This is a genomic window from Herbidospora mongoliensis (assembly GCF_001570545.1).
In the GTDB taxonomy this organism is placed as follows: Bacteria; Actinomycetota; Actinomycetes; order Streptosporangiales; family Streptosporangiaceae; genus Herbidospora; species Herbidospora mongoliensis.
In genome coordinates this window covers 629,884-655,770 of record NZ_BBXD01000009.1, presented here as the reverse complement: position 1 = coordinate 655,770, position 25,887 = coordinate 629,884, and the positions used below count along the sequence as shown (strand labels likewise).

The 25,887-nt window shown below is 67.8% G+C and carries 22 protein-coding genes and 1 tRNA gene; 12 read left to right on the top strand and 11 right to left on the bottom strand.

Translation table 11 applies throughout. The annotated features are described in order from the left end of the window. Positions 1–46: 46 nt before the first annotated feature. Complete coding sequence (pyk, locus tag AW272_RS07330; protein ID WP_066362029.1) at positions 47–1,483, top strand: pyruvate kinase; 1,437 nt, start codon at positions 47–49, stop codon at positions 1,481–1,483. A gap of 19 nt (positions 1,484–1,502) precedes the next feature. Here the strand turns inward: pyk and AW272_RS07325 are convergent, their stop codons facing one another. Next, a complete protein-coding gene (locus tag AW272_RS07325) occupies positions 1,503–1,919 on the bottom strand; it encodes a winged helix-turn-helix transcriptional regulator (protein ID WP_066362028.1) in 417 nt (138 codons plus the stop codon). A 48-nt stretch (positions 1,920–1,967) separates the two neighbouring features. Here AW272_RS07325 and AW272_RS07320 point away from each other — a divergent pair, with 48 nt between their 5' ends. Continuing rightward, on the top strand, positions 1,968–2,762 hold the full coding sequence (locus AW272_RS07320; RefSeq protein WP_066362027.1) for an SDR family NAD(P)-dependent oxidoreductase: 795 nt from the start codon (positions 1,968–1,970) through the stop codon (positions 2,760–2,762). Positions 2,763–2,770: 8 nt separating this feature from the next. On the opposite strand, the gene AW272_RS07315 is transcribed toward AW272_RS07320, so the two are convergent. Further along, positions 2,771–2,843: transfer RNA gene (locus AW272_RS07315), tRNA-Leu, on the bottom strand. A gap of 36 nt (positions 2,844–2,879) precedes the next feature. On the opposite strand from AW272_RS07315, the gene AW272_RS07310 reads away from it, so the two are divergent. Continuing rightward, on the top strand, positions 2,880–3,485 hold the full coding sequence (locus tag AW272_RS07310) for an ANTAR domain-containing response regulator (protein WP_083958088.1): 606 nt from the start codon (positions 2,880–2,882) through the stop codon (positions 3,483–3,485). A 208-nt stretch (positions 3,486–3,693) separates the two neighbouring features. Further along, the gene (locus AW272_RS07305) at positions 3,694–4,983 is read left to right on the top strand and encodes an ABC transporter substrate-binding protein (protein WP_066362022.1); all 1,290 of its coding nucleotides are present in this window, start codon (positions 3,694–3,696) and stop codon (positions 4,981–4,983) included. 107 nt (positions 4,984–5,090) lie between these two features. Here AW272_RS07305 and AW272_RS43100 read toward each other — a convergent pair whose 3' ends face one another. The 7 genes from AW272_RS43100 to AW272_RS07270 all read right to left on the bottom strand — a co-directional run bounded on the left by AW272_RS43100 (position 5,091) and on the right by AW272_RS07270 (position 13,348). Next, on the bottom strand, positions 5,091–7,595 hold the full coding sequence (locus AW272_RS43100; RefSeq protein ID WP_066362020.1) for a helix-turn-helix domain-containing protein: 2,505 nt from the start codon (positions 7,593–7,595) through the stop codon (positions 5,091–5,093). Between the two features lie 537 nt (positions 7,596–8,132). After that, positions 8,133–8,561, bottom strand: a complete 429-nt coding sequence (locus tag AW272_RS07295; RefSeq protein WP_066362019.1) for a hypothetical protein — start codon at positions 8,559–8,561, stop codon at positions 8,133–8,135. Positions 8,562–8,637: 76 nt separating this feature from the next. Next, a complete protein-coding gene (locus AW272_RS07290; protein WP_066362018.1) occupies positions 8,638–9,417 on the bottom strand; it encodes an ABC transporter ATP-binding protein in 780 nt (259 codons plus the stop codon). Beyond that, the gene (locus AW272_RS07285; protein ID WP_066362017.1) at positions 9,414–10,349 is read right to left on the bottom strand and encodes an ABC transporter ATP-binding protein; all 936 of its coding nucleotides are present in this window, start codon (positions 10,347–10,349) and stop codon (positions 9,414–9,416) included. The genes AW272_RS07290 and AW272_RS07285 overlap by 4 nt, the downstream gene beginning before the upstream one ends. After that, positions 10,339–11,328: a branched-chain amino acid ABC transporter permease gene (locus AW272_RS07280; protein ID WP_066362016.1), complete on the bottom strand. Its 990-nt coding sequence runs from the start codon at positions 11,326–11,328 to the stop codon at positions 10,339–10,341. Before AW272_RS07280 ends, AW272_RS07285 begins: the two co-directional genes overlap by 11 nt. A 9-nt stretch (positions 11,329–11,337) precedes the next feature. Further along, positions 11,338–12,492, bottom strand: coding sequence for a branched-chain amino acid ABC transporter permease (locus AW272_RS07275; protein WP_245657237.1), 1,155 nt, complete (start codon positions 12,490–12,492; stop codon positions 11,338–11,340). A gap of 466 nt (positions 12,493–12,958) precedes the next feature. Further along, a complete protein-coding gene (locus tag AW272_RS07270; RefSeq protein WP_066362577.1) occupies positions 12,959–13,348 on the bottom strand; it encodes a hotdog fold thioesterase in 390 nt (129 codons plus the stop codon). A 75-nt stretch (positions 13,349–13,423) separates the two neighbouring features. Between AW272_RS07270 and polA the strand changes: the two genes are divergently transcribed. From polA to AW272_RS07240, 6 genes are all read left to right on the top strand, one after another. Continuing rightward, positions 13,424–16,099: a DNA polymerase I gene (polA, locus tag AW272_RS07265; protein ID WP_066362015.1), complete on the top strand. Its 2,676-nt coding sequence runs from the start codon at positions 13,424–13,426 to the stop codon at positions 16,097–16,099. A 137-nt stretch (positions 16,100–16,236) separates the two neighbouring features. Beyond that, entirely contained in the window at positions 16,237–17,343 is a 1,107-nt protein-coding gene (locus AW272_RS07260; RefSeq protein WP_245657235.1) for a polysaccharide deacetylase family protein, read from the top strand. Positions 17,344–17,530: 187 nt separating this feature from the next. Further along, entirely contained in the window at positions 17,531–18,997 is a 1,467-nt protein-coding gene (gene rpsA, locus AW272_RS07255; protein WP_066362012.1) for a 30S ribosomal protein S1, read from the top strand. Between the two features lie 98 nt (positions 18,998–19,095). Further along, on the top strand, positions 19,096–19,599 hold the full coding sequence (locus AW272_RS07250) for a GNAT family N-acetyltransferase (protein WP_066362011.1): 504 nt from the start codon (positions 19,096–19,098) through the stop codon (positions 19,597–19,599). A gap of 2 nt (positions 19,600–19,601) precedes the next feature. After that, on the top strand, positions 19,602–20,183 hold the full coding sequence (gene coaE, locus AW272_RS07245; RefSeq protein ID WP_066362575.1) for a dephospho-CoA kinase: 582 nt from the start codon (positions 19,602–19,604) through the stop codon (positions 20,181–20,183). Positions 20,184–20,576: 393 nt separating this feature from the next. After that, positions 20,577–21,701, top strand: a complete 1,125-nt coding sequence (locus AW272_RS07240; RefSeq protein ID WP_245657232.1) for an ArsB/NhaD family transporter — start codon at positions 20,577–20,579, stop codon at positions 21,699–21,701. Positions 21,702–21,752: 51 nt separating this feature from the next. Here AW272_RS07240 and AW272_RS07235 read toward each other — a convergent pair whose 3' ends face one another. Beyond that, on the bottom strand, positions 21,753–22,526 hold the full coding sequence (locus AW272_RS07235; RefSeq protein ID WP_066362009.1) for a sporulation protein: 774 nt from the start codon (positions 22,524–22,526) through the stop codon (positions 21,753–21,755). Between the two features lie 166 nt (positions 22,527–22,692). Here AW272_RS07235 and uvrB point away from each other — a divergent pair, with 166 nt between their 5' ends. Together uvrB and AW272_RS07225 are read left to right on the top strand one after the other, a co-directional pair. Then, a complete protein-coding gene (uvrB, locus tag AW272_RS07230) occupies positions 22,693–24,804 on the top strand; it encodes an excinuclease ABC subunit UvrB (protein ID WP_066362008.1) in 2,112 nt (703 codons plus the stop codon). After that, positions 24,801–25,142, top strand: coding sequence for a VOC family protein (locus AW272_RS07225; RefSeq protein ID WP_066362006.1), 342 nt, complete (start codon positions 24,801–24,803; stop codon positions 25,140–25,142). The genes uvrB and AW272_RS07225 overlap by 4 nt, the downstream gene beginning before the upstream one ends. Before the next feature lie 136 nt (positions 25,143–25,278). Here AW272_RS07225 and AW272_RS07220 read toward each other — a convergent pair whose 3' ends face one another. Continuing rightward, the gene (locus AW272_RS07220) at positions 25,279–25,884 is read right to left on the bottom strand and encodes a DUF4126 domain-containing protein (protein ID WP_066362003.1); all 606 of its coding nucleotides are present in this window, start codon (positions 25,882–25,884) and stop codon (positions 25,279–25,281) included. Positions 25,885–25,887: the final 3 nt, after the last annotated feature.

Genomic DNA, 25,887 nt, shown 5'->3' with positions numbered 1-25,887 from the left:
GGATGCCGTCACATTCAAGTGGTCTGGACCAATTAGGCTAGGACTCGTGAGCCGTCGAGCAAAGATCGTCTGTACCCTAGGTCCCGCCACCTCATCTCCGGAACGGCTGCGGGAGCTGATCAGCGCGGGCATGGACGTCGCCCGCTTCAACCTCTCCCACGGCAGCCATGAGCTGCACCAAGAGGTCTTCGACCGGGTGCGGGAGGCAGCCGAGGAGCTTGGCCGCGCGGTAGGCGTGCTGGCCGACCTCCAGGGACCCAAGATCCGGGTGGGCAAGTTCGCCTCCGGACCGGTCCGTCTCGGCGTCGGTGACATCATCACGATCACCACCGAAGACGTCCCCGGAGACCGCGACATGGTCTCCACCACCTACGAGGGCCTCCCCGGCGACGTGAAGCCGGGCGACACCGTCCTCGTCGACGACGGCCGTCTCCACCTCGAGGTCGTCAAGGTCGAGGGTCCCCGGGTGACCACCCGGGTCATCGTCGGCGGCATGATCTCCGACAACAAGGGCCTGAACCTGCCGGGCGTGGCCGTCAGCGCCCCGGCCCTGACCGAGAAGGACGAGATCGACCTTCGCTGGGCCCTGCGGACCGGCTTCGACATGATCGCGCTGTCGTTCGTGCGCGCGCCGGAGGACGCCGACATCGTCCACCGCATCATGGAGGAAGAGGGCGTTCACCTGCCCATCATCGCCAAGATCGAGAAGCCGCAGGCCGTCGACGCCCTCGAGGCGATCGTCGACCGTTTCGACGGCGTCATGGTCGCCCGTGGCGACCTGGGCGTCGAACTCCCGCTGGAGCAGGTCCCGATCGTCCAGCGCCGGATCATCGAACTCTGCCGCGAGAAGGCCCACCCGGTCATCGTGGCGACCCAGATGCTCGACTCGATGATGGCCGCACCCCGGCCGACCCGGGCCGAGACCTCCGACGTGGCCTACGCGGTCATGGACGGCGCCGACGCGGTCATGCTGTCGGGTGAGACGTCGGTCGGCAACTACCCGATCGAGTCCGTCTCGACGATGGCCCGCATCGCCTCCGCCGCCGAGGGCGCGACCCTGCGCTCCACCCACCACTTCGACCGGCGTCCCGAGTCGACCGGTGGCGCCATCGCCCGCGCCGCCGCCGAGGTAGGTGCCATCGTGGGGGCCAAGGCCCTGGTGGCCTTCACCATGTCCGGTGAGACCGCCCGCCGCCTGGCCCGCTACCGCAGCCCGATCCCGCTGATCGCGTTCACCTCGAACCCCGTGGTCCGCGGCCAGCTCGCGCTGACGTGGGGCGTGGAGACCTTCGAGGTGCCGTTCGTGCACCACACCGACGACATGGTGCGTCAGGTGGAGGCGTCCCTGCTCGCCCTCGGCACGTTCGAGAAGGGCGACAAGATCGTCATCGTGGCGGGCTCGCCTCCCGGAAACCACGGGTCGACCAACGCGCTGCGCGTGCACATCCTCGGTTCGGCCGTGGCCAACCCGAGCATCGGCTGACCTTCCGACGAAACGGCCGTCACGTCACACGTGGCGGCCTTTCGGCTTTTCTGGCGGCGGCGATCTCGGCCTGGTGACTCACCGCCCAGTCGGCCAGCGCCGACAGCGGCGCGAGCAGCGAGACGCCGAGGCCGGTGAGGCTGTATTCGACCGAGGGCGGAAGAGTGGGGAAGACCTCCCGCCTGACCAGCCCGTCGTCCTCCAGGGCCCGCAGGGTGCGGGTGAGCATGCGCTGGCTGATGCCCTCAACGGCCCGGTGCAGCTCGTTGAACCGGTGGGGCCGTCGGCCGAGCAGGACGATGACCAGCACGGTCCACTTGTCGCCGACGCGGCGCAGGACGTCGGTGACGGGGCAGTCCTCGTACTCCTGGGCCGGGACCGGAGACGGCAGCTCAGCGGCGAGCACGGAGGGCACCTGCGTGTGCGTATCGGACATGAAACTGCCTTCTTGTCGCTGAATCGGCCGCTTCCCGATAGTGAGGCTATGGCAGTCACAGTGATCAGCGGCGGCACCGACGGCATGGGGCGCGCGCTCGCGCTGGCCAGGGCCGCCCGCGGCGACCGGGTGTTCGCGATCGGCAGCAACCGGGCGAAGGGCGAACGGCTCGGGGGAGCGGTCGAATTCGTCCACGCCGATCTGAGCACCCTGGCCGGGAACAGGGCCGCCATCGCGGCGATCACCGCCGCGACGCCGGTGGTGGACGCCCTGGCGCTGTTCGCCAACCGGCAGGCGCCCAGGCGGACGGTGACCGCCGACGGGCTGGAGACGACGTTCGCGCTGTACTACCTGAGCCGCCACCTGCTGAGCCACGGGCTGACGCCGCTGCTGTCGGCCAGTGCCCGGCCCGTCATCGTCAACGTCGCCGGGGTGGGGACCACGAAGGGCGCGATCGCCTGGGACGACCCGCAGCTCACCCGGGGCTACGGCATGGTGCGCGCGCAGTTGCAGGCCGGCCGCGCCAACGACCTGCTCGGCGTCGCCTACGCCGCCGAGCACGGGGAGAGGGTGCCGTACGTCCTCTACCACCCCGGGTTTACCCGCAGCGGCGACGCGTCGATGCTGCCCCCGCCGCTGCGCCTGGCGCTCCGGGTGGCCGCACGACTGGCGGCGCGTACCGTGGAGGCGTCGGTGGCGCCCGTACACGACTTCATCGACGACCCGCCGAAGGCGCCGCTCACCGCTGTGGACCGTGGCAGGCCGCTGCCGCTCACGCTGCGTACGCTGGACCCGGCCGACGCCGCGCGCCTCGCCGAGCTCACGGCAGAGATCAGGGCATGAGGGAAGTGTGCCCCGAGTGGGATTCGAACCCACACTTGATGGATTTTGAGGCCATTGACTCTGCCGTTGGTCTATCGGGGCGTGCGTGGTCCCAATCTAGCGGACGTCGGTAACCTCTTGTGCGTGAGTGGAACGCAGCGGCGAGTGGTGATTGCGGAAGACGAGGCCCTGATTCGCCTCGACCTGAAGGAGATGCTGGAGGAAGACGGCTACGCCGTCGTCGGCGAGGCCGGCGACGGGGAGAGCGCCGTGAAGCTCGCCACCGAGCTCCGGCCGGACCTGGTGATCCTCGATGTGAAGATGCCCGTCCTCGACGGCATCTCGGCCGCCGAGCGGATCGTGTCGGAGCGCATCGCCCCGTGCCTGATCCTGACGGCGTTCTCGCAGCGAGACCTGGTCGAGCGGGCGCGAGAGGCCGGCGCGATGGCCTACCTGGTCAAACCGTTCACCAAGGGTGATCTGGTGCCGGCCATCGAGATGGCGGTCAGCCGTCACGAGGAGATGGCCGCCCTGGAGAAGGAGGTCACCACCCTCACCGAGCGGCTGGAGACCCGAAAGCTGGTAGAACGGGCGAAAGGCCTGCTCATGGCCCAGCACGGCTGGTCCGAGCCGCAGGCTTTCCGGTGGATCCAGAAGGCCTCGATGGACCGGCGGCTGAGCATGCGCCAGGTCGCCCAGATCGTGGTGACGGAGGCGGCTGGGACGCCTGATTCGCCCGCCTGACCGGACCAAGATCCCTCCGGCTCGCGACCACGCAGGTCAGAGCCGGAGGGTTTGTGTTGAGGAGTTATTACGACTCCGCATCCAAGTGTCCACAGTTCAGACGCTTTCCTGTTCACACCCCCGGGAGTTATGTACGTTTCCAGCATTCGAACGAGGCGGTGTCCTGGTTGAACCTGGCGCCTCGTTGTGTGGATGAAGGAGACACTTCATGATCCGTATTGCCCCCATGGGGCGGGTGCTCGCAGTCGCCGCGGCCGCCAGCCTTGCCCTGACCGCCTGTGGTGGTGGCGAGGAGACTGCCGCGCCGGCCACCTCGGCGCCGGCCGCGACCAGCGCGGCTCCCGCCACGACGGCGGCGACCGCGGGCGACGGCACCCTCACCATCGGCTCGATCCTGCCGCAGACTGGTGACCTGGCCTTCCTCGGCCCGCCGGAGTTCGCCGGCGTCGACCTCGCCGTGGAAGAGATCAACGCTGCCGGCGGTGTCCTCGGGAAGCCGGTGACCAAGATCCACGCCGACTCCGGTGACGCTAAGACGGACATCGCCTCGCAGTCCGTCGACAAGCTGCTGCAGCAGAAGGCCGACGCGATCATCGGTGCCGCATCCTCGGGTGTGTCCCTCACCGTGATCGACAAGATCGTCAACGCCGGTGTGGTCCAGTTCTCGCCGGCGAACACCTCGCCGGAGTTCACGGCGTACAACGACAAGGGCTTCTACTTCCGGACCGCCCCGTCGGACGTCCTGCAGGGTCGCGTCCTCGGTGACCTGATGATCCAGGACGGCGGCGAGAACATCGCCATCCTGAACCGCCAGGACTCCTACGGCACCGGCCTCGCGGCCGAGGTCAAGAAGTCGGTGGAGACCGGTGGCGGCACCATCGCGTCCGAGGTCGCCTACGACCCGGCCGCCCCTGACTTCTCGGCCGACGTCGCGAAGATCAAGGAAGCCAACCCCGACTCGATCGCGCTGATCTCCTTCGACGAGACGAAGAAGCTCATCCCCGAGCTCGAGAAGCAGGGTCTGGGCCCGGACAAGGTCAAGATCTACTTCGTCGACGGCAACCTGGCCGACTACTCGCCGGACTTCCCCGAGGGCCTGCTCGAGGGCGTCAAGGGCACCCTGCCCGGCGCGGCCTCCGAGGGCAAGTTCAAGGAGAACCTGCTCAAGATCAACCCCGACCTGCGTGACTTCAGCTACGCGCCGGAGTCCTACGACGCCACCATCCTGATCGCCCTGGCCGCCGAGGCGGGCAAGGACGACTCGGGCACCGGCATCTCGAAGAACCTGGTCGCGGTCAGCAAGGGCGGCACGAAGTGCACCGAGTTCAAGGCCTGCCTTGACCTGGTGAAGGCCGGCACTGACATCGACTACGACGGCGTCAGCGGCCCGGTCGAGTTCTCCGACGCGGGCGACCCGTCCGAGGCGACGATCGGCATCTACAAGTACGGCAAGGACAACAAGTACACCAACGAGACCTACCTCGCCGGTAAGGTCTGAGGCTGATCTTCCCGCTCAGCTTTGACTGAGGCCCCCGTCGTCCGAGAGGACGGCGGGGGCCTTCCCTTTTCCCGGACGCCACCACCCCGTGTGAACACTTCCGATGCTCAGGGGCGTCGGCGCTTACGGCGGCGGGCCAGTGCCTCTGCGGCCAGTGCGTCCCCTTTCAATGCCGCCCCTGAGAGGAGCCGGTCGGCCTCCTCCGCGCGCCCCTCTCCGTCGAGCATTTGGCTTAGGGCGAGGAGGGCGACGCCCCCTTCCTCTGAGGTCTGCCGACGCAGCAGGTCCTCAACATGCCGGGTGGCGGGCCTCCACAAGCCGGCGGGTGGCGGCGGCACGGTCCGTTCGGTTAGGGCGGCGGCGATGCGGTCGGCCTGTTCCGTGGCCTCACGCTGCAGGTCGGCGTCCCCAGAAGCCTGGGCGAGCGTTCGCCAGATCGCCGCAGCGTCGGCCGCGAGACCCATGTCCTCCAGCATCGTGGCCAGTGGTCCCATCGCCTCGGGAACACGATCGTGGGCGAGTGGCAACAGCACATCGACCGCTTCGGTAAGGCGGCCGCTCCGGCGCAGCAGCCCGGCCAGCGCGTGGATCGCCCAGCCTCCTCCCGAGGCGGATGCTTCGCGAAGGATCGACTCCGCGTCCCTCACCCGCAGGGCTTTCTCCAATTTGGCGGACAGTCGCAGGACGGAAGCGGGGGTGGCTGCCCCGCCGAGCACGTGTAGCTGCTCGAAGGCGGCCTGCAGGTCGTCGACGGTCATCAGGTGGTCGAGCAGTTCCTGATCGGCGAAGGGGTTGCCCTGCCCGGCGGCATGTCTCCAGGCGTCGACGACCTCGGAGACACGCGCGGAGTCCAACAGGATGCGTACGAGTTCTCTGGTTGGATACGTGCCTCCGCTCGCGGCGGCGGCACGCCAGACCGCTATTGCCTCCTCGACTAGTCCGGCGCGCTCCAGGAGCCGTGCGAGTTCGGTCCGGGCCCGCGGGTCGGCCTCGGCCCGGTCCTTCCACAAGGCCTTCGCCTCCTCCACGCGGCCCTCCCTTTCCAGGATCCCGGAAAGGGAGTGCAGCGCGTCGGTGTCGCCCGCTTCGGCGGCGGCCCGTAGCCAGCGCTCCGCCTCGCTGATCCGGTTCGCTCGGTCCAGCAGGTCGGCCATGACGGTCATTGCGTAGGTGTTGCCGCTCTCGGCCGCGACCTGCCAGACCGAGGCCGCGTCGTCGGTCCGGCCCGCCTGTTCGAGGCGGTCGGCCATGTTCCACAGGGCGAATGTGTCGCCACTCTTGGCGGCCACGTCCGAATAGCTCGCGGGCTGCCGGACGTCCCGCTGAGCGTGCAACTGCTCCCATAGGAAACGAGCGTGCCCGGTCGCTCCGTTGAGGGCGTGCACATAGCGTTCGGTGAAACGCCATGAGGGGTGGCTCATGGTTCCGCCGAGCACGGCCGCCACGTGCGTGTGGCTGTAACCGATTCGAACGGCGATCCAGCGCAGCGAGGGCATTCCCGCGCGGCGGCGCAGTTCGCCGAGGTAAGCCCGCAACTGGGACTCCTCCCCTCCGCCCGAGAGGCCGGAACCGCGGATCGATCTCACGGCTTGGTTGCGGCGGTTCTTGACGGCCCGCACCGGCAGTCCGATCAGCCGGGCGATCTCGTGGATGCCGTGGCCATCGGCGGAGAGCCTGATGATGGTCGCGCTCGACCGGCTCAGGTCTCTGAGCAAGTCGCGTGCGGCGGCCTCCCCGGCCACCTCTTCGGCGATGTCCGGGAGTACGGGGCCGGTATCGGCCTCGCCCAGGGGGGCCGTGTTGAGCAGCGTGCGGGCTCTACGGCGGCCGTGCCGAAGGGCAGTCGCCGACACGACCCGTCGTAGTTCCGGTCCCCGCCGCCAGATCTCGAAGACGGTCAGCAACGTCTCGTGGGAGATGTCCTCTACGTCGGCCTCCGATAACGACGTCGACAGCGGTGCGAGCGCGGCACGCGCCCAGCGCACGCCGAGTGGATAGAAGTCTTCGAACGAGAAGGGCAACCACACCTGCGACTCGATGCTCTGTTCGGCCAGGGACCGGCGCAGCGTCCATTCGTCGGGGTCGCCGCCGCAGGCCGACACGTAGGCGCGGACGAGGCGTTCGGACGGCAGGGAACGGCCCGACAGGGCCTCCGACAACGCCGCGGGACTGTAGAAGGTCAGAGCCGCCAGGCGGCGCAGTGAAGGGTTTCCGGCCCGCTCACGCAACCGCTGCAGAGGGGCCAGGAACCCCGCGATCACCTGCTGGGGTGTCACGGGGGCCCCGGTCGCCAGGCCGGGCGCAGAGGGCGGCTGAGGGGCGGAGGAGGGGGTGGGGGAGTGGATGCGGACCGCCTGGGTGATTCGGTCCGCGCCTTCCTGGGTGACGCGGTAGTACCGGCGCCGGGGACCTCTACCCCGGCTGCCGTCGCCTTCCCAGTGGCCCTCGATCCAGCCGGCCTCCTCCAGACGGGAGAGCAGGGGGTATACCGTCCCGGACGGTCGGCCGGTGTCGGCCACGAGCTGCAGACCGTAGACATCGGCCGATCCTGCGTCCTGGAACACGCGCAGCACGTCGAGAGTGGCCGATGTAAGACGAATGGAGCTTCGCATCGAGAGACACCATCTATCTATGTAGAGATAGCCTCAGTTGTTCACCCGTCGCGATGTAATAGGAGCGACGAAAAGGGCGAAGGTTCCGGACTCCACTTGCCTTGTCGCGAAACCTCCGCCCGGGATGCAGCGGCCTGGCCCGAGCCCTAACTCGGGTCAGCCACCGCGAATGGCGACAAAAAGCTCGATCAGCACAGTAAGTAGCGCGCTGATCTTCACCGCCGTCGCAAGGTGGCGCTGGAACCTGCTGCCCGATTGACGCGAATCCGCCCTGGACTCCGGGGGTATCCCGTCTTCGTCGTCAGACGCATCATCGTCAGATGTGGGCGAACTCATCCACTCCGAACCTTTCCACGAGTGCCAACAGGCCGCTCCGGAGTAGTACTAGTCGGCCGGCCGCGCACTCGTGAACACATCCGACCCTAGCGCAGCAGGATGCCGTTTTATCACGACAATCACGTCATTGGCGGGGGTGAATTGAACGGCCCTTAATGCCGCAATAGTCATCGAATAGCAATTTGTGTGGCTTGTCGGAATCTATTCCGAGCTCGCCTCGCAGCCCCGCTCGATCGCGGTGGCCGCCGCCCGCCATTCCTTCAGTGACGCGACCGCCTTCTCGTGAGGTGTCGCGGCCGGCACCAGCTCGCGGATCGTCCGCTTCAGCGTCGCGGCATGACCGGCCAGCTCCTTCGGGAGCTTCGGCCCGTACGTCAGGATGACGCCCTCCCCATAGGCGATCCGCCCCCGCACGCCCTCGCCGAACTCCTGGCTCTCCTCCTGCCCCGCGGGCTTCAGGATGAGCTCGGCGAACCCCAGTGCCGACACCACCCGCTCGCACGGGTCGTCGTCGGGGTCGGCGCCGGTGACGTACAGATCGGTGGAGGCCGCCGTCGGCGGGGGCGGGGCGGTGGCGCAGGCGGTCAGCGCGGCGAGGGAGAGAGCGGCGAGCAGGCGGCCGAGTGGCATGGGCGGAACCCCTTTCCCGTACGGAAACCGGAAAAGGCCACCGGGACGACCCGGTGGCCTTTTCGAGCAGGAGACATCAGGCCTTGGCCAGCGTCCCCAGGTAGAGCTCGATGACCTTCGGGTCCTTCATCAGGTCCTTGCCGGAGGCCGTGTAGGCGTTCCGGCCCTGGTCCAGCACGTAGCCCCGGTCGCAGATCTGCAGGCAGCGGCGGGCGTTCTGCTCGACCATGACCACGGTGACCCCGGCCCGGTTGATCTGCTGGGCCTGGATGAACACCAGGTCCTGCAGCTTGGGCGACAGGCCCGCCGACGGCTCGTCCAGGAGGAGGACGGACGGCTCGGTCATCAGGGCGCGGCCCATGGCGACCATCTGCCGCTCACCGCCCGACAGGGAGCCGGCCCGCTGCTTGCGGCGCTCCTTGAGGGCGGGGAAGATCTCGCAGACGAACTCGAAGCGTTCCTTGAACTTCTTGGGCGTCTGGAAGGCGCCCATCTCCAGGTTCTCCTCGACGCTCAGCGACGGGAACACGTTGTTGGTCTGCGGCACGAAGCCGACCCCGCGCTCCACGAGCGCGTGGGCCTTCAGACCGGTGATGTTCTCGCCCTTGAGGACGATCGAGCCCGACCGGACCTCCACGAGGCCGAACATGGCCTTGAGCAGGGTCGACTTACCGGCGCCGTTGGGGCCGATGATGCCGATCAGCTCGCCGTCGTTCACGTAGAGGTCGGCGCCGTTGAGGATGTTCACGCCCGGCAGGTAGCCCGCGAGCAGCTCGTCGCAGCGCAGCAGCGCGTCTCCGGCGGCGGCCACGTGGGCCGAGCGGTCGACGATCACGTTCGAGTCGGCGGCGCTCATTCCTTGACCTCCTTCTCGAGGGTGGCGTCGAGTTCGGCCTCGGCCTCGTGGAGCTGACGCTCCTCCTCTTCGGCCGAGAGCGGCGCGTCGTGGTGGGCGCCCAGGTAGGCGTCCACGACCCGCTGGTCGGACATGACGCCGTCCGGGGGGCCCTCGGCGATGACCTCGCCCTGGGCCATCACGATGACCCAGTCGGAGATGTCGCGGACCATGTCCATGTCGTGCTCGACGAACAGGACCGTCATACCGAGCTCACGCAGGTTCTTCACGTGGCCGAGCAGCGACTGCGTCAGAGCCGGGTTCACACCGGCCATCGGCTCGTCGAGCATGACCAGCTCGGGCTTGCCCATGAGGGCGCGGGCCATCTCCAGCAGCTTGCGCTGGCCGCCCGAGAGGCTGCCGGCGAAGTCGTCGCGCTTGGCGTCGAGCTTGAACTGTTCGAGCAGCTCCTCGGCCTGGAGGGTGATCTCGTCCTCCTGGCCGCGCCACAGGCTCGGGATCAGGCCGCGGAAGAAGTTCTCACCCCTCTGGGCCTGCGCGCCCAGGCGCATGTTCTCGATGACGGTGAGCTTGGACAGCGCCTTGGTGAGCTGGAAGGTGCGGACCATGCCCTGGCGGGCGACCTTGTAGGCCGACACCCCGTTCATGTTCTGGCCGTTGAACGTCCACTGGCCCTCGTCGGCGGTGTCGAAGCCGGTGAGCTGGTTGAAGAACGTCGTCTTGCCGGCGCCGTTGGGGCCGATCAGGGCGGTGATGCTGCCCCGCTGGATCTCGACGTGGTTGACGTTGACGGCGGTGAGGCCGCCGAAGCGGCGCACCACGTTGTCGACGACGAGGATGGGGTCGGGCTTCTTGACGCCGGGTTCGGCGGCCATGCCTTCGAAGGCCTTCAGCGCCGCCGTCTTGCCGGCCGGGACCGATTCAGCGTGCATCGAGTGAGATCTCCCTCTTGTCCCCGAAGATGCCCTGCGGCCGGTAGATCAGCAGCAGCACGAGACCGAGACCGACGAGCATCAGGCGGATCGCGCCGACCTGGTTGACCGTGATGAAGGTGATCGCGCCGCTGTTGACGGCCTCTTCCATCCCGGTGCCGATGAAGATGAGCAGCAGCCAGAACAGCATCGAGCCGACGATCGGGCCGAGGATCCGGGCCGCGCCACCGAGGATCAGCACGGTGTACGCGTAGAACGTCAGGTCGGTCGAGAACAGGTCGGGCTGTACGGCCGACCGGCTCAGGGCGAAGATGAACCCGCCCAGCGAACCGATGACGCCACCGATGACCAGCGCCTGCATCTTGTACGAGAACACGTTCTTGCCGAGGCTGCGCACGGCGTCCTCGTCCTCGCGGATCGCCTTGAGCACGCGGCCCCACGGGCTCTTCATCGCCATGAACAGGATGAACGAGGCGACGGCCACCAGGACCCAGCCGACCGTCAGCACCCACATCGACCGGTTGTCGAACCCGATGATCGGCGGGATGCCGTATTCACCCGGGGGGTAGGGGTTCATGTCGTAGAAGGAGCCCGAGAAGGCCTGGAGGCCGTCGGTGCCGCCGAAGGTGTCCGACAGCGCGACCGACCGCACGACGAGGCGGACGATCTCCGCTGCCGCGATGGTGACGATGGCGAGGTAGTCGGCCCGTAGTCGCAGGGTCGGGATGCCCAGCAAGAGGGCCATCACGGCGGCCAGCAGCAGGCCGATTCCCACGCCCAGGAAGAAGGGCAGGCCGAAGGTGGCGACGGTCACCGCGATGGCGTACGCGCCGATGGCCAGGAAGCCCGCCTGGCCGAAGTTGAGCAGGCCGGTGTAGCCGAACTGCACGTTGAGGCCGATCGCCGCGAGGGCGTAGATGATGGCCTCGGAGCCGATGCCGGCTTCGACGGCACGGCTGATGATGAGTGTCCAGTCCATGTGTGCCTCCTAACCGATCCGCTCGCGACGGCCGAGAATGCCCTGCGGCCGGACCATGAGCACGATGATCAACACGACCAGCGCGCCGATGGTCTTCATCTCCGGCGGGATCCACAGCGTGGAGACCTGGACGAACATGCCGACGACCAGCGAGCCGACGAGGGCGCCGTACGCGGTGCCCAGGCCGCCGAGCGTGACGCCGGCGAACATCAGCAGGAGGACCTGCTGACCCATCTGGAAGTTCAGGTTCTGGGTGGTGCCGAGCAGGATGCCCGCCAGTGCGGCGATGCAGGTGCCGGCCGCCCAGACGATGCGGATGACCCGGTCGACGTTGATGCCCGACGACGAGGCCAGCGCGGGGTTGTCGGCGACCGCGCGGGTCGCCTTCCCGAGCCGGGTGTACGTCAGCGCCAGGCCCACCGCGATCAGCACCACGATCTCGATGCCCATGGCGACGAGGCTCTTGGGCGTGGCCGAAATCGGGCCGATCTGGATGCCGGCCTGGGCGACGTACTGGTCGTAGGACTCGCCGCCGCCGCCGAACAGGAAGAGCAGCAGCGCCCGCAGGAACAGGGCGAGGCCGATCGAGATGATCATCATGGAGATCAGGCCGGTCTTGCGGCGCCGCAGCTGGCCCCAGAAGAACCGGTCCTGCCCCCAGCCGAAGGCCGCCGCGATCACCAGCGCGATGGGCGCCGCGATCAGCAGGTGAAGGCCGAGGACGGTGTTGAAGAAGAACGCGAGAAAAGCGCCGATGGTGAGCAGCTCACCATGGGCGAAGTTGGTCAGTCCGGTCGTACCGAAGATCAGTGACAGCCCGACCGCGCCGAGCGCGATGATCAAACCGAGGTTCAAGCCTTCGAAGACGAGCTGGGCGACCCGCGTCCAATACGAGCTCCCACCACCGTCGTCACCCTGCCCTGCGGGCGGGGCGTTCGCGTCGACCAATCCGAACAGCACGTTGCGGGCGTTGCCCTCGAAAACCTGGACGGTCAGCGTCCCCCGGTTAGGGTCCCGGAGCGCCTTCCCCGCAGGAAGGGTGGCCTGGTCCAGCGTCACCTTGTACGAGCCGGACTTCTCGATGGGAACACTCCAGGTCCCATCCGCTCCGGTCGTGGCGTCTCCGACGGGCGCGTCAGCGTCGGAGGTCACGGTGATTTTCACGCCTTGTACAGGCTGGCCTTGGAGTCTGAGTGTGCCTCTGACCTCTTCGCCTTCGGCCCACGCTGTGGACGCTCCGACCAAGAAGACGAGAATGAGTCCACCCATGAAGGCCGTGAACGCGATCACGGCTCTGCGCAATGGTGCTCCTCGTAGGTCATGACGGGGTTGTGCCTCGTCATCCCGAACACGGGACACCGTGATTAGGTCCACGGTGTAATGGCCGGAGCATAGAGCCGAACGCCCGGTTACGGACAGTTCGTCACCAATCGGTGACCTGCCTGTGTCATCGGCGTTTGCAAAGTCGGCGCAGGTGAGGGGCCGAAATGTCAGGAAGATGTAAAGGGCCCGCGGCTGCCTTTGGGACCGTGCGGCACTTCCCCGGCGCCGCACGTTATCTACTCAGCTCACCACGGGCCCTCGGCACCCAACGGTAGCGACCGTTGGGGCTGTTGTGTCAGCTTTCGGGTCAGGAATTCCGCTGGTCGCGCAGCATGCAGGTCAGCCGCGACGTGCACACCCTGCGGCCCTCGTCGTCGACCACCTCGATCTGGTACGTCGCCAGCGTGCGCCCCAGGTGAAGAGGGGTGGCGGTGCCGGTGACATACCCCGACCTGGCCGACCGGTGATGGGTCGCGCTGATCTCGATGCCGACCGCGGCCCGGCCCTCGCCCGCCGCGAACATCGCCGCGATCGAACCGACCGTCTCGGCCAGCACCACCGAGGCCCCGCCGTGCAGCAGCCCGAACGGCTGGGTGTTGCCCTCGACCGGCATCCGCGCGACCACTTTCTCGGCGGTCACCTCGAGGAATTCGATGCCCATCCGATCAGGCAGATGGCCGGTTCCTGAGGCGTTCATCAGAGCGACGAGCTCTTGGGTCAAGGCTCTTCCTTTCCGGGTGGTTCTGTCGTAGGGGGAGACTAGGCTCTGAGGGTGGCGAAGACCGAAGAGACCCCCCGCTTGCTGCTGCTGGACGGCCATTCACTGGCCTACCGGGCGTTCTACGCGCTGAAGGACGCCAACCTCATGACGACCGACGGCCAGCACACCGAAGCGGTCTACGGTTTCCTGTCGATGCTGATCAACATCATGCGCGACGAGACGCCGTCCCACCTGGTGGTCTGCTTCGACCGGAGCGAGCCGACCTTCCGCCACGAGGCCTACGCCGCCTACAAGGCCAACCGCTCCGAGACCCCCGAAGACTTCCGCGGTCAGATGCAGCTCATCTACGAGCTGCTCGACGTCATGAAGGTGCCCCACCTGTCTCTGGCCGGCTTCGAGGCAGACGACCTGATCGCCACCCTGGCCACCCGCGCCTCCGGCGAGGGCATGGACGTCCTGATCGTCACCGGCGACCGCGACGCCCTCCAGCTGGTCGACCCGAAGGTCACCGTTCTGATGACCCGCCGGGGGATCAGCGACATGACGCGCTTCACCCCTGAAGCGGTCTTGGAGAAATACGGCCTGACCCCAAACCAATATCCAGACTTCGCCGCGCTGCGGGGCGACCCCAGCGACAACCTGCCGTCGGTCCCGAGCGTCGGGGAGAAGACCGCGACCAAGTGGATCAGTGAGTTCGGCTCGCTCGACGAACTGGTCCGCCGGGCCGACGAGGTCAAGGGGAAGGTCGGAGACAAGCTCCGCGAGCACCTCGGCCAGGTGATCCACAACCGCATGCTCACCGAGCTGCGCCGCGACGTCGCCCTCGACGCCGAGCCGTCGGCGCTCGTGATGGGCCAGTGGGACCGCGAGGAGCTCAACAAGATCCTCGACAGCCTCCAGATCAGGGGCGAGCTGCGCGAGCGCCTGTTCAAGGTGCTCGGCACCGCCGAGCCCGAGGTCGAGGGCGGCTTCGAGGCCGACATCGTCACCCTTGAACCCGGCGGCCTGGCCGCCTGGCTCGGCACCCTCGCGGCGGGCCGCACCGCCCTGTCCTTCGCGGGCAGCTGGGGCAGCGGTACCGGCCGCATCGACGCGATCGGCTTCGCGGTCGCCGGCGGCACCGCCGCCTACCTCGACCTGACCCGGCTGACCCCCGACGACGAGGCCGACCTGGCCGCGTGGCTGGCCGACGAGTCGATCGAGAAGGCCGTCCACGACAGCAAGGGCCCGCTGCTCGGCCTGTGGGCCCAGGGCTACGACCTGCGCGGCCTCACCTGCGACACCGCCCTGGCCGCCTATCTGGCGATGCCGGGCCAGCGCACGTTCCCGCTCGACGACCTGGTGCTGCGCTACCTTCACCGCACGCTGGAGAACACCGCCGAGACCAACGGCCAGACCAGCCTGTTCGACGACGCCGACGACGTGGCCGCCCGCGACCTGGCGATGAAGGCCGTGGCCGTCCTCGACCTGGCCGAGGCGCTGGAGACCCACCTGTCCGAGCGCGGCGGCACCCGCCTGGTGATCGACGTCGAGCTCCCGCTGGTCCGGGTGCTGGCTGAGGTCGAGAAGGCCGGCATCGCCGCCGACGGCGACTACTTCGCCGCCCTGGAGGCCGAGTTCGCCGCCGAGGTGAAGTTCGCCGTCGACGCCGCCCACGCGGCGGTGGGGGAGCAGTTCAACCTGGGCTCGCCCAAGCAGCTTCAGGAGATCTTCTTCGAGCGGCTCAACCTGCCGAAGACCAAGAAGATCAAGACCGGCTACAGCACCGATGCCGACCAGCTCGCCTGGCTCGCCACCCAGACCGAGCACGAGCTCCCCACGATCATGCTCCGCCACCGCGACCAGCAGAAGCTGCGCACCACGGTCGAGGGCCTGATCAAGGAGATCGCAGGCGACGGCCGGATCCACACGACGTTCAACCAGATCGTCGCCGCGACAGGGCGTCTGTCCTCCGAGAAGCCCAACCTGCAGAACATCCCGATCCGCACCGCCGAGGGCCGCCGCATCCGCAAGGGCTTCGTCGTCGGTCCCGGCTATGAGACCTTGCTCACGGCCGACTACAGCCAGATCGAGCTGCGGATCATGGCCCACCTGAGCGGCGACCGCTCGCTCATCGAGGCCTTCGAGTCGGGCCACGACTTCCACGCCGCCACCGCCGCGAAGGTCTTCGACACCGCCCCCGAGACGGTCACGGGCGAGATGCGCGCCAAGATCAAGGCGATGAACTACGGCCTGGCCTACGGCCTGAGCGACTTCGGCCTGTCGGGTCAGCTCAACATCCCGGTGGCCGAGGCCCGCGCGCTGAAAGACGAATACTTCGAGGAGTTCGGCGGCATCCGCGACTTCCTCAACGCGATCGTCGCCCAGGCCCGCACCGACGGCTACACCTCGACCATCCTCGGCCGCCGCCGCTACCTGCCCGACCTGACCAGCGACAACCGGCAGCGCCGCGAGATGGCCGAGCGCATGGCCCTCAACGCCCCGATCCAGGGCAGCGCGGCCGACATCATCAAGGTCGCGATGCTCAACGTCCAGCGGGCGATCTCGGGGATGCGCTCCCGGATGCTGCTCCAGGTCCACGACGAACTCGTCTTCGAGGTCCACCCCGGAGAGCTCGACGACCTGCGCCAGGTGGTCGTGAAGGAGATGTCGGCGGCCTACGAGCTGACGGTTCCCCTCGACGTCTCCGTGGGCGTGGGGCCGAACTGGGAGGACGCGGGCCACTGAGCCCGTCGGGCAAGCGGATCCTCTCCTGTGAGCCTGGTGCGAGATGCGGTCTTCGGGGGAATCCCCCGTTATAGGTGCTGGTTTTGGGAAGCTTTCGCATCGATTTGGAACGTGATCACGACTAAGGTCGGGTGACTGTGCGGAAGGTTGTGTCGATCACCGGTGTGGCCAATGTCGTGGTGGTCACCCTTGGGTTGATCGTGCTCTCGCTCATGCACGGCCCGGCGTCCTCTCCTCGCACCCCGGCGCCCCACGCCGAGGCACAGAAGAAGGTGGAGCAGGCGCCGCCGCCCCCGGCCAAGCCCGCGTTACCCGGGTTCGCGCTGCCGGCCCCCGTACAGGCGACCGAAGAGTCGGCCCGTGCGGCCGGCGCCAACGAGCTCGGGCTCGTGCCGGTGCTCATGTATCACCGCATCCGGTGGGATCGCAGCGCGTCGATCGACCGCACGCCCAAGCAGTTACGGGTGGAGCTGGAGCGGCTGGCGCGGGCCGGATACGTGCCGGTGACCGCCGCCGAGTTCGTCGAAGGGAAGATGGACGTCGCCGCCGGGGCCCATCCGGTCGTGCTCACCTTCGACGACGGCAACCCCAGCCACTTCGCGCTGGACGCCGACGGGCACCCGATGAAGGACACCGCCGTGGCGGTGATCTTCGACGTCGCGAAGAAGTTCCCGTCCTTCCGGCCGGTCGCCACCTTCTATGTCAACCGCGAGCCCTTCGGGCTGAAGGGTGAAGACGCGCAGAAGGCAGGGGTCCGGTGGTTATTGGAACATGGGTTCGAGGTGGCGAACCACACGTGGGCGCATCCTGATCTGCGGCGCCTGTCCAACAAGAAGGTCAGCGAGCAGATCGTCCGGGGCGAGCGGCTGCTGAAGAAACTCGGTGTCGCGGATTTCTCCACTTTCGCCCTCCCATTCGGGTCACGTCCGAGGAAGGGCTCCTTGGGGCGCGGCGGGTCCTGGGACGGGACCAAATACAAGTACGAGGGCGTGTTCCTGGCCGGGGCCGAGCCGTCGAAGTCGCCGTTCGCGAAGGGGTACGACCCCCGTGAAATCCAGCGGATCCAGGCCAACGGGCTGGCCGGCGACTGCCGCAGGTGGTGCTCGACCTACTGGCTCAAATGGCTCGACGACCACCCGGGCGAGCGCTACACGGCCGACGGAGATCCAGAGAGTCTCTCCGCCCCTCGTCAACTTCGAGCCAATGTTGCGTCAAAGCGTGGCAAAAAGGTTATCTACTATTAAGCTGCGCACCGAGCCTTCGGATTGACCCCGCTCGCCTGGTCTCATATGCTGATCGCTGCGCTGTGGGCTCGCGCGCGCCTCGAAGGGAGCGGGCTCGCGCTCGCTCAATCCTGATCCCCGGTTGAACGAAGCAGGCCTGCTGCGCCTCGACACAACGACATCTGTCCGGTTCGGAGCAATTCCACACATGACGAGCAGCACTGAGGCCACCTCGAACACCCCGCAGGTAGCGGTCAACGACATCGGTTCCGAGGAGGCCTTCCTCGCCGCGATCGACGAGACCATCAAGTACTTCAACGATGGTGACATCGTCGAAGGCACCGTCGTCAAGGTCGATCGAGACGAGGTCTTGCTCGACATCGGCTACAAAACCGAGGGTGTCATCCCCTCGCGAGAGCTTTCGATCAAGCACGACGTCGACCCCGCTGAGGTCGTTCAAGTCGGCGAGCACGTCGAGGCCCTGGTTCTCCAGAAGGAGGACAAGGAAGGCCGTCTGATCCTCTCCAAGAAGCGCGCGCAGTACGAGCGCGCCTGGGGCACGATCGAGAAGATCAAGGACGAAGACGGCATTGTCACGGGTACGGTCATCGAAGTTGTCAAGGGTGGACTCATCCTCGACATCGGCCTGCGTGGCTTCCTCCCGGCGTCCTTGGTCGAAATGCGCCGCGTGCGAGACTTGCAGCCCTACGTCGGCCGTGAACTCGAAGCCAAGATCATAGAGCTCGACAAGAACCGCAACAACGTGGTTCTTTCGCGCCGTGCCTGGCTGGAGCAGACCCAGTCTGAGGTCCGCCAGACCTTCCTCAACACCCTCCAGAAGGGCCAGGTCCGCAAGGGCGTCGTGTCCTCGATCGTCAACTTCGGCGCCTTCGTCGACCTTGGCGGCGTCGACGGTCTGGTCCACGTCTCGGAGCTTTCCTGGAAGCACATCGACCACCCCTCTGAGGTCGTCGAGGTCGGCCAGGAGGTCACGGTCGAGGTGCTCGACGTCGACATGGAGCGCGAGCGCGTCTCCCTGTCGCTGAAGGCGACTCAGGAAGACCCGTGGCAGCAGTTCGCCCGCACCCACCAGATCGGCCAGGTCGTTCCCGGCCGGGTCACCAAGCTGGTGCCGTTCGGTGCGTTCGTCCGGGTCGAGGAAGGCATCGAGGGCCTGGTCCACATCTCCGAACTGGCCGAGCGTCACGTGGAGATCCCCGAGCAGGTCGTTCAGGTCGGCGACGAGATCTTCGTGAAGATCATCGACATCGACCTCGACCGTCGCCGCATCTCTCTCTCGCTGAAGCAGGCGAACGAGAACGCCGGCGTCGACGTCGAGTTCGACCCCACGCTCTACGGCATGGCCGCGACGTACGACGACCAGGGGAACTACATCTACCCCGAGGGCTTCGACGCCGAGACCGGCGAGTGGCTCGACGGCTTCGACAAGCAGCGCGAGGAGTGGGAGCGGCAGTACGCCGAGGCTCAGACCCGCTTCGAGGCTCACAAGAAGCAGGTCGAGCAGGCCCGCGCCGAAGACGCCGAGGCCAACGAGGCCGCGCCGTCTTCGTACACCGGTGAGACGCAGACCACCACCCAGTCGACGGGCGGCGCTCTCGCCTCCGACGAGGCGCTGGCCGCGCTCCGCGAGAAGCTCGCGGGTGGCCAGAGCTAACAGCTCATAAATCGCCCCGTCCACTCCGGTGGGCGGGGCTTTTTGTTCCGAGTTAGTGATCTACTTTGTAAAGGCGTCGGGACCGGTAGTGTGGCGCGATGGTCACGATCGAGCGCGCCGAACGCTCCGACGCCGGGGAGATCCTCACCCTGCAGCGCGGTGCCTACGTCAGCGAGGCCCAGCTCTACGGTGACCCCTTCATCGCCCCGCTGATCGAGTCTCTGGAGCAACTCCGCAAGGCCATCGAGAGCGCCGTCCTGCTGAAGGCCGTCGACGACCGCCGTATCGTCGGCGCCGTCCGCGGCCTGGTCGCCGACCTGACGCCGGGCACGACCAACGGACGCACCTGCGTCGTCGGCCGCCTCGTCGTGGCCCCCGACCGCCAGGGCGAGGGCATCGGCACCGCCCTCCTGGAGGCCCTCCACGAGCAGGTGGCCCAGGAATACCCGGACGTCCGCGCCTTCGACCTGTTCACCGGCCATCTCTCGAACGCCAACCTGCGCCTCTACAAGCGCCTCGGCTACGGCGAGACCCGTCGCGAGCGCGTCCAAGACCACCTGACGATGGTGCACATGCGACGGGTCAGTACGATCGGGTCGTGAAAATCGGGCTCACCGGCGGCATCGGGTCGGGCAAGAGCGAAGTCAGCAGGCGCCTGGGCGAACGCGGCGCGGTCGTCATCGACGCCGACAAGATCGCCCGCGAGGTCGTGGAACCGGGCACCGAGGGCCTGGCCGAGATCGTGGCGGCGTTCGGGGCGGAGGTCCTGCGCCCTGACGGCTCCCTCGACCGGGAGAAACTCGGCTCGATCGTCTTCTCCGACGCGGCGAAACTCACGGTCCTCAACGGGATCGTCCATCCGAAGGTGGGAGTGCGCGTCCAGGAGCTTCTGGACGACGTCCCGCCTGGCGGGGTGGTCGTCTACGACGTGCCGCTGCTGGCCGAGAACAAGCTGGCGCCGACCTTCGACCAGGTGATCGTCGTCGACACGGATGACGAGATCCGGATCCGGCGGCTGGCCGAGAGCCGGGGCATGTCCGAGGCCGACGCACGGGCCCGCATCGCCGCACAGGCGACGCGTGAGGAGCGGCTGTCGATCGCGGACACCGTGATCGACAACAACGGCACGGTCGAAGACCTCGATCGCCAGATCGACGAGGTGTGGGCGCGGCTGACGTCCAGCTGACGCGGCCTGTGTGGTCCGACGTAGTGAGCCGTGCGGTCCGGCATCAGCGCGCCCTGAGGACGTGGTGAGCCTCTCTCGGTCTGGCATCGGCCGCCCTGAGCATGTGCCCGTCCCGCGACTCCGGCCGGCCGCCACAGCTGGGATTCACGGATGCTGCCGTGGGCAAGCGGCAGCACAACCAATGGGGATCCGACTCGGAGCACGTTCGAGAGTTGACCGACCACGCAGCCGACCGTGTTGGTTCGGGCTCCGAGAGATGGTGCCAGGTGGATATGGCCCCCGGACCCGGCGCCGTTTCCTGGTCGGGCACAATCTTGGGCCGGGGCGGTCACGATCGGTGGGGCTCAGGGGTCGGGGCGATCGGGTTGGGGTTCGGTGCTGAAGCGGTTGCGGGTGCTTGACTGGGTTCGGGGTGGGCTGCTGCTGGCCGGGCTCGGCTGTCTGGCCACCGGGGTGCTTCCCTGGGAGGCCGGCGAGGGCAGCCTTCGGCGGATCGCGCCGCTGCTGGTGTTCCTGTGCGCTGTCATCGTGCTGGCCGAGCTGGCCAAGGAGGCCCGGGTCTTCGATGTCGTGGCGGCCGCGCTGGCCCGTGCCGGCAAGGGGCGCTACCCGGCTCTCTTCGCGGTCTGCTTCGCGTTCGCGGCGGTTTCCACGATCTTCCTGAACCTCGACACGACCGCCGTCCTGCTCACCCCGGTCCTGCTGGCCATGGCGGCGCGGGCCGGCATCCCCGGGCTGCCGCTCGCGATGACCACCGTCTGGCTCGCCAACACCGCCAGCCTGCTGCTCCCGGTCTCCAACCTCACCAACCTGCTGGCCGCCGACCGGCTGGACCTGCCGCCGCTGGAGTTCGCGGCCCGGATGTGGCTGCCGCAGCTCGTGATTCTGGCGTTCACGGCGGCGTTCCTGTGGATCTTCTACTGGCGGCGGCATCCGGAGACGTACACGCTGCCGGAGAAGGTGGAGATCGGGGATCCCGTCGTGTTCCGGGTGCTTTCTGCCGCCTGTCTGGCGTTCGCGCTCGCGGTGCTGGCCGGGGTGCCGATCGAGGTGGCCGCCGTGGTGGCGGCGGTGGTCGCGGTCGGGGTGTTCGGGTGGCGGGATCGGGCGCGGCTGTCGTTCGCGCTCATTCCGTGGGGGCTGCTGGTGTTCGTGACCGGGCTGTTCCTGGTCGTGGGGGCGCTGGAGGCGCAAGGAGTGCTCGACGGGCTCGAGGGCGGCGATCCGTTCGTCGTGGCGGCCGTCGGGGGCGGGCTGGGGAACGTGGTCAACAACCTGCCCGCGTATGTCGCGGTCGAGCAGGGGCTGCCGCCGGGGGACACCTCGGTCATTCTCGCGCTGCTCATCGGCACCAACGCCGGGACGATCGTGACGCCCTGGGGGTCGCTGGCCACCCTGCTGTGGTTCGAGCAGTGCCGCCGGTTCGGGCTGCGGGTGCCGGTGGGCAGGTTCGTGGCGACCGGGTTCGGGCTGGCGGTCTGCTGCGTGGGGTTCGGGGTGCTCGTCCTGGGGCGGTAAAACGAAACGGCTTCCGCGTGGGCGGAAGCCGTACCGAAGAAATCTCAGAGGTTAGAACCAGCCGCGACGCTGGGCCATCTGGTGGAGGCCGGCGTTGAGGGCCTGCTCGGCCGCGCCCAAGTCGCCGTTGAGGGGGACCGTGAAGCGGTTGTAGGTGTCGTGGCCCGAGCTCATGAAGCCGCCGCGCTTGTCGGCCTCCAGGATGACGTCGATCGCGTGGGGGTTGGTGATGAAGGTCAGCTCGAGGGCGTTGAAGTGGCGGCTCCACTGGGGACCGGCGTAGTACTCGATCTCCTGGTAGAACGGCATGCGCGAGCCCTGGAGGGTGCCGCGCTCCAGGTCGGCCTTGCTGAACCGGAAGCCCTGGCGGTCGAGCGCCATGATCAGGTGTTCCTGGATCGGCAGCGGGGTGACGAACAGCGGGTCGAGGTCACCCTTGTCGAGGGCGCCGGCCAGGGACAGTTCGGTCTTCACGCCGAGCTTCATACCGCGCAGCGGGTGGCCGCCGATGGCGCTGATCGGGGTCTCGAACGGGACCGGGATCTGGAACGGCGCGGAGTGGCGGGCGCCGGCGGTCAGGTGGAACGGGCCGGCGACCTGCTGGCGCAGGAAGCTGTAGTTGGCGTTGTACTCGTTGTCGCCGCTCTCGACCTCGACGACGGCGGTGAAGTCGATGAAGATGCCCTCGACGTTGTAGTCGCTGCCGCCACCCACGAAGTTGACCTGGCCGGAGAGGGTTTCGCCAGGGCGGACGGTGGAGGTGGCGAGGACGGTGTCGACCTCGACGCCGGCCCCGAAGGCGGCCATGAGCTTGCGGAAGACCATTTTAGGAGGCTCCTACTGATGTGTGACGGTTGATCGCTTCAACGGCCGGTGCAGGCCGCCGGGTTCCCCAACCTGGTGCGTTTGTAACCTAACGGGGCTGACTTGCCGTGTACTTGCAAACGGGTGACCCCGGAATTGTCGGTGGGGGCGCGTAGGTTATGGAGGCGTGAGGCCGCTAACAGATTTGCAGCGCAAGGTGGCGCCCTTCCAGGTCGTCACAGAGATGTCGCCGTCCGGTGACCAACCGTCGGCGATCGCCGAGTTGGAGCGGCGGGTGGGCGCGGGGGAGAAGGACACCGTCGTCCTGGGCGCGACCGGAACCGGTAAGACGGCGACCGTGGCCTGGCTGGTGGAGAAGCTCCAGCGACCCGCCCTGGTGATGCAGCCCAACAAGACGCTCGCGGCCCAGTTCGCCAACGAGCTGCGCGAGATGCTGCCCAACAACGCGGTCGAATACTTCGTCAGCTACTACGACTACTACCAGCCCGAGGCCTACGTCCCGCAGAGCGACACCTACATCGAGAAGGACTCCTCGATCAACGAGGAGGTCGAGCGGCTGCGCCACTCGGCGACCAACTCGCTGCTGACCCGCCGCGACACGATCGTGGTCGCCTCGGTGTCGTGCATCTACGGCCTGGGCACCCCGCAGGAATACGTCGATCGCATGCTCCGCCTGAAGGTCGGCCAGGAGATCGAGCGCGACCGCCTGCTCCGACGCCTGGTCGACATGCAATACGCGCGCAACGATCTTGCCTTCACCCGGGGCACGTTCCGGGTGCGCGGCGACACGATCGAGATCATTCCTCAGTACGAGGAGCTCGCCGTCCGCATCGAGATGTTCGGCGACGAGGTCGAGAAGCTCGCCACGCTCCACCCGCTCACGGGCGAGGTCATCACCGAAGACCAGGAGCTCTACATCTTCCCGGCCTCCCACTACGTGGCCGGTCCGGAGCGCATGGAGCGCGCGATCAACGGCATCGAGGCCGAGCTGTCCGGGCGGCTGGCCGAGCTGGAGGGCCAGAACAAGCTGCTGGAGGCCCAGCGCCTGCGCATGCGCACGACCTACGACATCGAGATGATGCGCCAGATCGGCTCGTGCTCCGGCATCGAGAACTACTCCCGCCACATCGACGGCCGCGAGGCCGGCACCGCCCCCTTCACCCTGCTCGACTACTTCCCCGAAGACTTCCTGCTGGTCCTCGACGAGTCCCACCAGACCGTCCCGCAGATCGGCGCGATGTACGAAGGCGACGCCTCCCGCAAGCGCACCCTGGTCGACCACGGCTTCCGCCTGCCGTCGGCGATGGACAACCGCCCGCTGAAGTGGGAGGAGTTCCTCGGCCGCATCGACCAGACGGTCTACCTGTCGGCCACCCCGGGCCCCTACGAGATGGGCCGGGCCAAGGGCGAGTTCGTCGAGCTGGTCATCCGCCCGACCGGCCTGATCGACCCCGAGGTCGTGATCAAGCCGACGAAGGGCCAGATCGACGACCTGATGGAGGAGATCCGCGCCCGCGCCGACCGCGATGAGCGGGTCCTGGTCACCACGCTGACCAAGAAGATGTCCGAAGACCTGACCGACTACCTGCTGGAGAACGGCATCCGGGTCCGCTACCTGCACAGCGAGGTCGACACGCTGCGGCGCATCGAGCTGCTGCGCGAGCTGCGCGTGGGCGAATACGACGTCCTGGTCGGCATCAACCTCCTCCGTGAGGGTCTCGACCTGCCCGAGGTGTCCCTGGTGGCCATCCTCGACGCCGACAAGGAGGGCTTCCTGCGGTCGGAGACGTCGCTGATCCAGACCATCGGGCGTGCGGCCCGTAACGTCTCTGGCCAGGTCCACATGTATGCCGACAAGATCACCCCCAGCATGGAGCGGGCGATCGACGAGACGAACCGGCGCCGGGCCAAGCAGATCGCCTACAACGAGGCGGCCGGCATCGACCCGCAGCCGCTCCGCAAGAAGATCGCCGACATCCTCGACTCGCTCAACCGTGAAGACGCCGACACGGCCGAGCTCCTGGGCGGCGGCGGGCGTCAGCAGTCGCGCGGCAAGGCCCCCGTGCCGGGCCTGAAGTCGCGTGGGGCGGGCCAGCACGCCAAGGCGATCGTGGGCGACATGCCCCGTGCGCAGCTGGAGTCGCTGGTCGAGACGCTCACCGAGCAGATGCACGCGGCGGCGGCCGACCTGCAGTTCGAGGTCGCGGCCCGGCTGCGCGACGAGATCAGGGAGCTGAAGCGCGAGGTGCGCGACATGAAGACGGCCGGCGTCGGGTGACCGTCGACCTGTTCGCGGGGATCCCGGTGACCGACCTCGCCGCGGCGCTGGATTGGTACGAGCGGCTGCTGGGATCCGCGCCCGCGTTCTTCCCGAACGACGTGGAGGCAGTGTGGGAGCTCGCGGAGCATCGGCACGTGTACATCGAGCTGCTGCCCGAGCGCGCCGGGCACGCCATTCACACGATCTTCGTGAGCGATCTCGACACGGTGGTGACGGGAATCACCGAACGGGGGCTGGAGCCGGCGCAACGGGAGACCTACTCGAACGGCGTGCGCAAGATCACCTACCGCGACCCGGACGGCAACGAGATCGGCTTCGGCGGCGCTCCCCTCTGAGCGCCGTGATGAGCAGGCCTGCCTTCGTCGTGCGGGTGGTTGAAGGGCGTCGACCACGAGAGCTTCATGGCGCCGCTCGCCCATCTCGCCGCCACTCCGCTGCCCCCCGATACCCCCGGAGGGCTGTGAGGCGTCCTCAGCGCGCTCCTGCGGCCCTCGTGGCACGTCTGGTGTGTCTTAGTCGTCTGACCCTGCGTATCGCCACCCAGCCGATGGCGATCATCCCCGCCAGGAAGACCAGCACCAGCACGGGCAGGAACACGGCCACCAGGCTGAGGCTGAGCGACCCGGCGTCCTCCACCGTGCTCACCACCGGGGCGCCGACTCCGGCCGTCGTGGCGTTCACCACGGGGCGGGCGCTCGACTTCACCAGGTGGACGATCAGCGCCGTCACGATCCCCAGGACCCAGCCCACGGCCGGGTGTTCCGTCATCCACGTCGAGTTGTCGAGGTGTGAGGCGGCCGAGGTCGCGCTGAAGACCACGCCGCCCGCCGCCGGGCGGATCGCCGTCTGGATGATGTCGTTGACGTGGTCGACGACGGGCACCTTGTCGAGGACGAACTCGGCCAGCAGCAGCACCCCGATGATGCCGAGCACCCAGCCGTTCGACAGCCACGCGTATTCGGCGGGCAGCTTCACGGCGTCGGTCACGTTGGCGAGGACGCCGACGACCATCAGCGGGATGTACGCGTTCAGACCGGCCGCCGTCGACAGCCCTAACCCGGTCAGTGTCGCGAACACAGC